Source organism: Asticcacaulis sp., assembly GCF_020217185.1.
Taxonomy (GTDB): domain Bacteria; phylum Pseudomonadota; class Alphaproteobacteria; order Caulobacterales; family Caulobacteraceae; genus Asticcacaulis.
Genome location: NZ_JAIWNX010000036.1, coordinates 1 through 10000 on the forward strand (window position 1 = coordinate 1; position 10000 = coordinate 10000).

10 protein-coding genes are annotated in these 10000 nt (G+C 59.9%); 5 read left to right on the forward strand and 5 right to left on the reverse strand.

The features are described from left to right. Positions 1 to 1161, forward strand: a 1161-nt coding sequence (locus tag LDL37_RS01695) for a hypothetical protein (RefSeq protein ID WP_290793387.1), incomplete at its 5' end; no start/stop codon positions are given. A 177-nt stretch (positions 1162 to 1338) separates the two neighbouring features. Then, entirely contained in the window at positions 1339 to 2052 is a 714-nt protein-coding gene (locus tag LDL37_RS01700; protein ID WP_290793390.1) for a polysaccharide biosynthesis/export family protein, read from the forward strand. Between the two features lie 97 nt (positions 2053 to 2149). On the opposite strand, the gene LDL37_RS01705 is transcribed toward LDL37_RS01700, so the two are convergent. Beyond that, complete coding sequence (locus tag LDL37_RS01705) at positions 2150 to 2422, reverse strand: hypothetical protein (RefSeq protein WP_013480619.1); 273 nt, start codon at positions 2420 to 2422, stop codon at positions 2150 to 2152. Between the two features lie 440 nt (positions 2423 to 2862). On the opposite strand from LDL37_RS01705, the gene LDL37_RS01710 reads away from it, so the two are divergent. Continuing rightward, complete coding sequence (locus LDL37_RS01710; RefSeq protein ID WP_290793396.1) at positions 2863 to 3885, forward strand: RcnB family protein; 1023 nt, start codon at positions 2863 to 2865, stop codon at positions 3883 to 3885. Between the two features lie 172 nt (positions 3886 to 4057). Next, the gene (locus tag LDL37_RS01715; RefSeq protein WP_290793399.1) at positions 4058 to 4507 is read left to right on the forward strand and encodes a hypothetical protein; all 450 of its coding nucleotides are present in this window, start codon (positions 4058 to 4060) and stop codon (positions 4505 to 4507) included. A gap of 556 nt (positions 4508 to 5063) precedes the next feature. Here the strand turns inward: LDL37_RS01715 and LDL37_RS01720 are convergent. From LDL37_RS01720 to LDL37_RS01730, 3 genes are read right to left on the reverse strand one after another with little or no spacing between them, the layout of a single operon-like run. Next, the gene (locus LDL37_RS01720; RefSeq protein WP_290793402.1) at positions 5064 to 6452 is read right to left on the reverse strand and encodes an ABC transporter permease; all 1389 of its coding nucleotides are present in this window, start codon (positions 6450 to 6452) and stop codon (positions 5064 to 5066) included. Then, a complete protein-coding gene (locus LDL37_RS01725) occupies positions 6449 to 6802 on the reverse strand; it encodes a hypothetical protein (RefSeq protein ID WP_290793405.1) in 354 nt (117 codons plus the stop codon). Before LDL37_RS01725 ends, LDL37_RS01720 begins: the two co-directional genes overlap by 4 nt. After that, positions 6799 to 7728 (reverse strand): ATP-binding cassette domain-containing protein, encoded by a 930-nt coding sequence (locus tag LDL37_RS01730; RefSeq protein WP_290793408.1) that lies wholly within the window; start codon positions 7726 to 7728, stop codon positions 6799 to 6801. The genes LDL37_RS01725 and LDL37_RS01730 overlap by 4 nt, the downstream gene beginning before the upstream one ends. 341 nt (positions 7729 to 8069) lie before the next feature. Here LDL37_RS01730 and LDL37_RS01735 point away from each other — a divergent pair, with 341 nt between their 5' ends. Then, entirely contained in the window at positions 8070 to 8555 is a 486-nt protein-coding gene (locus LDL37_RS01735; RefSeq protein WP_290793411.1) for a hypothetical protein, read from the forward strand. Positions 8556 to 8594: 39 nt separating this feature from the next. On the opposite strand, the gene gatB is transcribed toward LDL37_RS01735, so the two are convergent. Continuing rightward, a partial coding sequence (gene gatB / locus LDL37_RS01740) for an Asp-tRNA(Asn)/Glu-tRNA(Gln) amidotransferase subunit GatB (protein ID WP_290793413.1) occupies positions 8595 to 10000 on the reverse strand: 1406 nt, incomplete at its 5' end.

The window sequence follows — 10000 nt, forward strand, 5'->3', positions numbered from 1 at the left end:
TGGGCGGGACTGTTGCGCGAGGCGCACGCGCAAACCGCTGACGGCGAAGCCGCGCGGACAAAGCTGCGGATCATTCTCGAAAAACTGCAACCCCCGGCCGACGACGAAGCGCGCTGGCGCAGGGCCATGGTGCAGGACATTATCACGGCCGCCAGTGACTATCTCGCGCTTCGGCCGACACATGACCCGGCGCGGGTCCCCAGATCGAACCGGACCGTATCGTCCATGCTGGATGGCTATTTCGCCAACCCACCAAAAGCCACCTCCGGCAGCACCCTTAAGCAGTATCTGAAGGTCCGCCATCACATTGACCGGCGCTTCGGGCCGGAAGACGTCAAGAGCCTCACGCGCGGGCAGATACGCCTCTGGTACGAAGATCTGATCGAAACGCGCAGCCTGTCTATGGCAAACCTGATCACGGCCGCCCTTGGCGCGGCCTATAGCTGGGCCATGCTGAACGATTGGGTATCCGACTCGCCCTGTACGAAGCTGAAAAAGGCGCAACCGGAAGGGCGGATCATGATCTGGCCTTTTGCCATCGAGTCGGCCTTTGTTACATGGTGCGACGAAAACGGCTTCGAAGACGTGGCCGACGCCGTAGTCACCGGATGCTACACAGGCGCAAGCCAGATTGACATGTGTACCCTGCGCCTGGGCGACTTCAACAGCGACATATGGCGCTTCCGGCGCGTCAAGACAAAGCAGGAGGCCGTCGTCGCATGGCTACCGCAGGTCCGCGCGCGCGCCGAGCGCCGACGTCAGGCCCTCGCCTCAGACGGCATAAACTACATCACGCCGGACGTTGCACCCTTCCTCTTCCGTCGCGGCGAACTCACACGCGGCCCGCACCATAGCAAGACGATAGGCGAGCGCTACCGCGAGGCCCGCACGGCCGTCATGGCACAGGTCCGCATAGGCGACCTGCCGGAACTGGTGACGCTGCATGAACTGAACCTGTCCGATACGCGCGATACCTGCGTCACGCGCCTGTTCCTCGCCGGTATCCCGCTGGACAGAATTCCCCTCTGGACGGGCCATAGCCAGAGGGACGCCGAGCGCATACTGCGCAGGCATTACCTGATGCTTACCGAGGAAGGTGCGCAAGAGACAGCGGCCCTTTATGAGCGCTACGCGGCCGTGCAAAACCTTGCCCTGAAATGAGAACAAAATAGCATGAAGTCGGACGTCCGACTTCATGCAAAGTCGGAAACAGGCCGCAAAGTCGGATGCCGCATTGAATAGATTAAAGAAAATCGCTCAAAAACTAACGAAAAAATTAACCAACCGTTACCCATTTTAAACGAAGGTTAAGACGGACTGAATTTTGTGGACGCCGCCATGCTCAGCAAACGCGCCTTGATGTTGGGACTGACCGGACTGGGCCTCAGCGCCCTGATGGCTGGCCCTGCGGCACAGGCGGCGCGCGCCCCCGAAGCGACCCCCATACGCTTTTCGCAGTGGACGGACGAAGACCCGCCCTATCTGTTCTATCCGGCAGACAAGCTGGAGATTCAGGTGCCGGGTGCGCCGGAACTCAGTCGGACGACGCAGGTCGGTCAGGATGGCCGCATCACCCTGCCCCTCGTCGGGCAGGTCATGGCCGCTTATAAAAGTGTGCCGGACTTACAAACGGAAATCACCGAACTGTACCGCCCCTATCTGCGCCACCCCGAAGTGACGGTCTTCCCCGGCGACACGGGCAATACGCGCGTGCTGGTCGGCGGTGAGGTGCGCAATCCCGGTTGGGTCGAGATGCCGGGCGATTTTGACGCCCTGTCGGCGGCGCTGGCGGCGGGCGGCTTTACCAATGCCGCCAAGTCGCAGCAGGTGCTGATCCTGCGTCGCGGTCTGGACGGGACGATCATGCAAAGGCTGATCGATCTCAAAAGCCCGCTGAATGGCAAGGCCTCGGTGGCCGTCGCCCTTCGCCGCCACGACATCGTTTTTGTGCCCAAGACCCGCATCGCCAAGGCCGGCGTGTGGGTCGAACAGAACATCAACAACATTGTCCCGGCGGGGATCATGAACTGGCTGCTCTATAGCCAGAATTAGAGCGCAATCCGAAAAGTGTGCAACGGTTTTCGGAAAAATTGCGCGATCACACAAAAACCTAGAGCCATTCGGCGGCTCAACTGAGCCAACGAAGGCTCTAGGCCGCGTAGCGGGTGTGGCCCTGATCCAGCCAGCGGCGAGCCGCCTTCTGGGCTTCGGCGACGTCTTCGCGTTCCATTTCCTTCGACAGTTCGCGGCGGTAAAGCGTCGCTTCCATCGATCCGCGCATCGAAGCGAGGTTGAACATCATGTGCGCCGAAATCAGGTCCACGGGCGCACCGTTCTGACCGGTGGAATACATCATGCCGAGCTTGAACAGATCATCACCGTTCATATCCGGCGTCGGCAGAGGCAGGGTCTCGTTCGTCATCTTCGTCTCCGCGCCTTTTGCGCGGCCCCCGAAATCAAGTGGTCGATGAGATGAGTTTTCCACCGCCAAGTGAAATTAAAGTTAACGACGATATTTACTGTGAATTTTTTATGTAAAAATTGAATTAATATTAATTATTACGTTAACTATTCAAGTAAATATTATTACTTATTTCACAATATTTGAGTTTAATTTGATAAAATTTGATAAATTTCTCGACAATAACAACTTTCCAAACCAAGCGGTGCGTTAATGTCTGAATTTAGAATCAGTGAAGCCCCTGACTCAGCTTGGTGCCGTCATCGTCGCCCCCTGACCGATACCTGCGCGGTTTCGTTCAGTTTCAGTTCAGCCAGACAAGCGCATAGTGAAAGCAATCGGAGAAAAGCGTCTCCGTCCATGCGTAGGGCGGCAAAAAAATCGCCGCCATCGAGGAAACCATGACCCACCGGTCGTCCAAATCCCTGAGACTGAGCGCCACAGCCCTGAGCGCGGTCATCGCCTTTACGTCATTGCCTCTGACTTCCGGCACCGCTTACGCCGGTACGACGGCGTTTCTGCAGCGCCAGACGGATCAACGCAGCGAGGCCCCGCCGGCACCGCAGCCGCGCCCGCAAGTGAGCGAGCCGCGTGCGGAACGCGGTGATCGGGGCGGCGACCGGGGTGGCGAACGCGGCCCACGTGGCGACACTGGCGGTGGCTGGAACCGCGGCGATACCCCGCGCAACACCAATCCGGGCAGCGGCTGGAACCGTCAGCCGGGTCAGGACAATACGGCCGGACGCCCGGATCGTACCCCCGGAGCCAATACCGGTGGCAACACCGGCGGCTGGCAGGGTCGCCCGGATCGCAATGACAACCGTCCGGAGACGCGACCTGAGACACGCCCTGAAACACGTCCGGAAACCCGGCCCGGCAATGATGGGCGCTGGAACGGCGGGCGCGACACCACGCCCGGCGGCTGGACCGGCAATCGCGGTAACGACAACCGGGGCGGTTGGGACAATCGCGGCGGAAACTCAGGTCGTAATGAGCGCGATTGGGGCCGTAATGACCGCAATGACCGTGACCGTGGCGGCTGGGACAACCGGGGCCGCAATAATGACAGCCGCTATAATGGCGGCTGGGACGGTCATGACTCTGACCGCAACGGCTGGTCGTCGCGCCACGCCTATAACTGGCGCACGCATCGCGATTTCCGGTCCTACACGGGGGTGCGCATAGGCTTCTATTTCGCCCCGCGTTACGGCTATTACCGCGTGCCGAGCGAGTATTACGGCTATCGCTACGACTATGGCGACTACCTGCCGCGCTACTTCTACAGCTACCGCGTCTATGACCCGGACTTCTATTTCCTGCCGCGCAAGCCCTATGGCTGCGAATACTATTTCGTCGGCAGCGACATTGTTCTGGTCGATCTGCGCACCGGCCGTATCATCGACGTCTTTTACGACGTGTTCTGATAGGGTGGCCGATGCAGGTCAAAACCCCTCCGGTCCTGCCGGAGGGGTTTTTTATGCGGGGCTTATGCCGCGGCTCAGGTCTTCTGTTTCCGGGCTTATCTTTCCGGCACATTTCAGCCCGAAAACCCGCGTTTCCTGACGGGGTGGTACAACCCTTAATGAGGAAACCCAAATGAAACGCGCAGTTGTTCTTTCCGTATCCCTGATGGCCGCAGCGGCCGCCCTGCCCGCCTCGGCCCAGCTTCTGGGCGGTCAGGGCAGCGTCACCGGCGGCCTGACCGGACAGGTGGACCGCACGCAATCCACCGTCGGCGGCAGCCTGGGGGCGCAGGGCCAGATCGGCGTCAATCCGTCTTCGACGATCGACAGCGCCACGGGCACGGCTCAGGACGCCGCCACCCGCGCCCGCTCCGGCGTCGAACCAACCGCCAACTCGGCCTACAATACCGCGCACAAGGCCAAGCATAAGGCGCAGGCAACGACGCAATCGGCGGTGAACAGCGCCGCGCAGGCGGCACCTTCGACCGAAGCCAGTGCCAGAGTCTCCGGCAATGCCAATGTCAGCGGTGACGGTGCCTCGGCGCAGGTCGGCGCGCAAAGCGATGCCAAGGTCGAGAAGTAACGTCATAAATATATTGATAAAAAAGCCTCCAGCTTCACGGGCTGGAGGCACTTTTAATTCAACCTTTGAAAATCTCTTGGAACCAAACAAAAAGCCGGAACCTACAGATTTTTAACCTTTATCTATACTCAGATTTACAAAGAAATATTTATATGTGGATTGACAACCTTCATTTGAGAAATTTTTTTAAAAATGTAGCGAGCGGGATACCGCAGATTCGAAATCATTCCATGAACAGTATATTCCAAAAGACCATTCGCTATAATAAATAAATTATAATTAAAATATATAAATTAAATACTATATCGTACGTTTATTTTTAACCCCAAACCCAAACCACACTAACGCAACACCAGAAATAACCATTGAAAAATAAATTTTCAACAGGTCGGGATTATTTCCCAATTGGGATTGCTCAAAAAGCTCACTCAACGCATTGCCTCTTAATGCGTAGTAAATAAAAAATATACAAACGGCTATGGGAAAAACAATCAATATTGTCCCGATTATTATTAGAAGCCCTGCAACAAGTCTGTTTATTTTAATCATACCAGCCCTATCCGCGCGACAGTCCCATCAGAGCCTTCCAGCTAAACTTGCCGCCGCCCAGCGCGCCCTGCTTGAAGGCGCGGGCCCCCAGCCGGATCATCAGCCACGCCATGGCCCCCATGCCGGCCAGTGTCGCCAGAACCTCCCACCACGGCGCGCCACCCAGAACCCGCAGCGGCATCAGGAAGGGCGTAAACAGCGGCACCCACGACAGGTAGCGGATCAGCGGCAGGTCGGGCGACATCAGCGCCGCCTGAAGGCTCATCATCGGGATCATCAGCACCACCACGATCGGCCCCATGATCGCCTGCGCCTCCTTCTGCGTCTCACAGAAGGAACCTATGGCGATAAAGGTGATGCCGTACATCAGATAGCCACCGACAAAGAACAGCAGCATGGGCACGATCGTCTCGACCTTGAGGATGGCTCCGGCCAGCACGTGCACATTGTTCATCATATCCGGCGGCATAAAGGCCAGTCCGTAGCCCATAATACCGCCGGCCACCGCGCTCCACAGCCCGGCCACCGTCAGCAGGACCATGAACACACCCAGCACCTTGCCGACCAGCAGGCTACTGGCCGGGGCCGAGGTCAGAAGCACCTCCAACACACGCGACGATTTTTCTTCGATCACCCCCGACAACAGGATGACCGAAGACGAGAAAATCGACATCCAGGTGAGGTAGCTGAGGACAATCCCGACAAAGTGCGGGCCGTTTTCTTTAAGCGACTCGGTAAAGGACGCCTTGTCATCGGCGCCCGCGGCGGCAATGGCCGGGGTCAGGCTGCTGATCTCGGCCCGCGCCTCACGCAAGGCGGTGGCGACCTGCGGGTCCACGCCCTTCTGTTTGGCCAAATAGGCCGATTGCAGGGCGTGCAGGTCCCAGCGCAGATAGTCTTCCAGCGACTTGCCCTTGGTCTGCGACGACCACAGGTGGAAGGCCAGATGCGGTTCGGGCGTCTTTTCGACATAGGCGACGATGACGTTGTCAACGCTGCGTTTTTCCGCCTGCATCAGTTGCGACAGGCGCGCCTCGGCCGCCGCCAGCGTCATGTCCGGCGTCAGCCCCTCCGGCAACGGGACGGCCTGATAGTCACGGCGACTGGCCATCTGGCGCAGGGCCTGACGCGCCGAAACGCTGGGGGCCGCCTCGTGCAGGGCGGCGACGGCGGGATCGGGACGATCCAGCAACGCCTGCAAAGACGGGGTCAGGTTTTCGCCGCTGAGGTCGAGTATGGCGACCCGGCTGGCCTCTTCGCCACCGCTGCGGCTCATCAGTATGGGGATAAACACCGATCCGGCCATCAGTACCGGCAGGACCAGCAGGGACAGCCAGAAACCGACCGTCTTGACGAAGGCGAGATATTCGCGGCGCGCGATCAAAAGCGTCTTCATGCCGGTTCTCCCTTGGCCACATTTTTAGCTTTAAGCAGATCAGCGAGCCATGGCGGATCAGCATCGAAAGTAGCGTAGTAGATTATGAAGTCCCGAACTTGTGCGTCGTCTAGTTCGTAGCGAGCCGCCGCTTCACACAAAACATCCATATCCGCCTTATCCAAGACGTAAGAATAACCCTCACCTTTCCAGTCGGCGACGTGATCTGTGCTATCAAAAATCTTGGCTACAGCCTCTGCTGTGAATGGTGACTGCGCTACTATGGTATAATCCCATTCTGTCTGGCGACCGATTTGAATGGCTTGCGCCAACGAGAGCGTCTCGGCGCGCTGAAATCCAACCGGGCTCATGCCGGTTCTCCGCCATTGGTGAGGACGATAAAGGCGTCGTGCAGGGTCGGCTCATGCGCTTCGAAGCGGCGCACATCCAGCCCGCCGACCAGCACCGTCTTCAGCGCCTCATTGGGCGTCACGCCGGGCAGGAAGCGCAGACGCCAGCGATGCGTGCCCTCTTCGCCCGCACCGCCGTCGATCACTTCGGACACGCCGGGCAGACCCGTAACCTGCTCACGGTTCAGCACGCCCTCCAGCTCCAGATAGCGCGGTGCGCGTTCGCGCGCCTGACGCAGTGTGCCTTCGAACACCTTGCGCCCCTTGGTCAGCATGACGACGTTTTCACACAGGCGCTCGGCATGGGCCATGACGTGGGTGGAAAACAGCACGGTCGCGCCCCGCTTGGCCAGGTCGCGGATCATGTCCTCCAGCCCCTGCTGATTGACCGGATCGAGCCCCGAAAAGGGTTCATCGAGAATGACCAGCTCCGGTTCGTGGACCAGACAGCCGATCAGTTGCACCTTTTGCGACATGCCCTTCGACAGGGACTTGATCGGCTTATACATAAATTCGCCGAGGCCCTGCGCCGTCAGAAGCTCAATGGCCCGTTTGCGCGCCGCCGAGGCCTTCATACCCTTCAGCCCGCCCAGAAAGACGATCATGTCCACCGGCGACATCTTGCGATACAGACCGCGTTCTTCGGGCAGGAAGCCGATGCGGTCGAGCACCTTGGCGCCCTCACCGCCCAGCACGGTGATGGTACCGGCGCTCGGCTGCGACAGGCCCAGCATCATGCGCACGCTCGACGTCTTGCCCGCCCCATTCGGCCCCAGAAAGCCGCAGATAGAGCCGCGCGGCACGCGGAAGCTCAGATCCTGCACCGCAGCGAAGTCGCCGTAATATTTGCTCACCCCCTCAAGACTGAGGGCATAGTCGGACGCCATACGGTCCCCCTTTTGTTGAAGCGCAATCTCTCACGCGCCGGTCAAGGGCGCAAGGCCGTGCTGGGGATAAGGGGCTGCGGGCGTTGGAAAAGCATAAGACACATTGCGGACACGTCAGGACGGCCTCAGGGGTGCCCCCGGTTCTGTAAGCGCCCGATGCGGCTCTGAGGCGTTGCGGGCGCAAAACGGCAAAAATTGAGCGCCTTTTTACGCCGGGCATAAAGAAGATAAGCCGCGGCTAAGGGCGGGGCCGGGCTTTGCAAGGGCGGCAAAATTGAGAAACCGGCGCGGAGGTGACAGAGTCAGGACCAGAGTTTCACCCCCACCTCCTGAGGATCATCATGACCCGCCTTCTCACCACCGCCGCCACCGCCGCCTTCCTGCTCGTCGCCCCGACGGCCTTCGCACAGGACATGCCCAGCCAGACGAACGCCATGCCGCAAACCGGCGCGACGCAAGACCCCGCGACGCAAGACCCGATGACGGCCAAAAGCGAAAGGCAGGCCCCGACGGCCAAGCAGGACCGCAAGTCGCAGAACGCCGCCACCGCTGAACTGAACGCTCAGTCCCTGCGCGCCGCTCAGGCCGCTGACGTCTCGACCGAGGCCAGCACCACAACCAGCGCCCCGGCCCCGGACACGCGAGCGATGCCGACCATGGGCGATCCGGCTCAGCCGACGCAACCAGCCACCGATCCGATGCAGGACCCGTCCAACCCGGCCCCGACGACCAATGAACCGCAGGCGGGCGACCCCAATGCCCCGGTGCCGCCCCTGCCGCAAACCGATGAGCCGGTCACCAGGGACCAGCCGACGACCAATCAATAAAAAAAGCCCCGCCAACCGGCGGGGCTTTTTCCTGTGTATTTAAAGACCCAGCTTGCTTTTCAGCAGGTCATTGACCGCCGCCGGATTGGCCTTGCCGCCGGTGGCCTTCATGACCTGACCGACGAACCAGCCGATGGCCTGCGGCTTTTCCTTCGCCGCCTCGGCCTTGTCGGGGTTGGCCGCGATGATCTCGTCAATGGCCTTTTCAATCGCGCCGGTATCCGTCACCTGCTTGAGACCGTGTGTTTCGACGATCTCAGCCGGGGTAATGGTGCCCTTGCCTTCCCACATGTGCTCGAACACCGTCTTGGCGATCTTCGAGGAGATCACATTGGTTTCGATCAGCTCGACCAGACCGGCAATGTGCGCCGGCGGCAGCGGGCTCTGTTCGATCTCCAGCCCGTCCTTGGTCAGGCGCGCCAGAAGCTCGTTCGTCACCCAGTTGGCGACCAGCTTGGCGTCACGGCCTTTCGCCGCCGCCTCGTAATAGTCGGCGCGCGCCTGCTCGGTGACCAGCACGGTGGCATCGTACTGGCTGAGGCCATATTGCGTCATCAGACGCTGACGCTTGTCGTCGGGCAGTTCCGGCAGGGACTTCTTGATGTCTTCGATCCAGGCCAGCTCCAGCTCCAGGGGCAGCAGGTCGGGGTCGGGGAAGTAGCGATAATCGTGCGCCTCTTCCTTGGACCGCAAGGAGCGCGTCTCGACCTTCACCGAGTCAAACAGGCGGGTTTCCTGCGTGATGGTGCCGCCGTCTTCGATAATCTCGATCTGACGCCGCGCTTCGTATTCAATCGCCTGCTGCATGAAGCGGAACGAGTTGACGTTCTTGATTTCGCAGCGCGTGCCAAACTCCGCGCCGGGCTTACGCACCGACACGTTGACGTCGGCGCGCATATTGCCCTTTTCCATGTCGCCATCGGACGTGCCGAGATAGACGAGGATGGTGCGGATCTTCTTGAAATAGGCCACAGCCTCTTCGGCCGAGCGGATATCCGGCTTGGAGACAATCTCCATCAGCGCCGTGCCCGCCCGGTTCAGATCAACATAGGTGTTGTTGGGATCGAGGTCGTGGATCGACTTACCCGCATCCTGTTCCAGATGCAGACGTTCAATCCGCACCGTCTTCTGCGTGCCGTCCGACAGGTCGATCAGCACCTCGCCCTCCCCCACGATGGGGTAAAAGAGCTGCGAAATCTGATAGCCCTGCGGCAGGTCGGGATAGAAGTAGTTCTTGCGGTCAAAGCGCGAATGCGGGTTGATCTGCGCCTTCAGGCCCAGACCCGTCTTCACCGCCTGCTCGACGCAAAAGCGGTTCAGCACCGGCAACATGCCGGGGAAGCCCGCGTCCACAAGGCTCACCTGTTCGTTGGGGCCCGCGCCGAAGCCTACGGCGGCACCCGAAAACAGTTTGGAGGTCGAGGCGACCTGAGCGTGAATCTCAA

Excerpts from the sequence above, each read along its gene's own strand:
- LDL37_RS01700 (WP_290793390.1), top strand. The coding sequence starts at position 1,339 with ATGCTCAGCAAACGCGCCTTGATGTTGGGACTGACCGGACTGGGCCTC.
- LDL37_RS01705 (WP_013480619.1), bottom strand. The coding sequence starts at position 2,422 with ATGACGAACGAGACCCTGCCTCTGCCGACGCCGGATATGAACGGTGAT.
- LDL37_RS01710 (WP_290793396.1), top strand. The coding sequence starts at position 2,863 with ATGACCCACCGGTCGTCCAAATCCCTGAGACTGAGCGCCACAGCCCTG.
- LDL37_RS01715 (WP_290793399.1), top strand. The coding sequence starts at position 4,058 with ATGAAACGCGCAGTTGTTCTTTCCGTATCCCTGATGGCCGCAGCGGCC.
- LDL37_RS01720 (WP_290793402.1), bottom strand. The coding sequence starts at position 6,452 with ATGAAGACGCTTTTGATCGCGCGCCGCGAATATCTCGCCTTCGTCAAG.
- LDL37_RS01725 (WP_290793405.1), bottom strand. The coding sequence starts at position 6,802 with ATGAGCCCGGTTGGATTTCAGCGCGCCGAGACGCTCTCGTTGGCGCAA.
- LDL37_RS01730 (WP_290793408.1), bottom strand. The coding sequence starts at position 7,728 with ATGGCGTCCGACTATGCCCTCAGTCTTGAGGGGGTGAGCAAATATTAC.
- LDL37_RS01735 (WP_290793411.1), top strand. The coding sequence starts at position 8,070 with ATGACCCGCCTTCTCACCACCGCCGCCACCGCCGCCTTCCTGCTCGTC.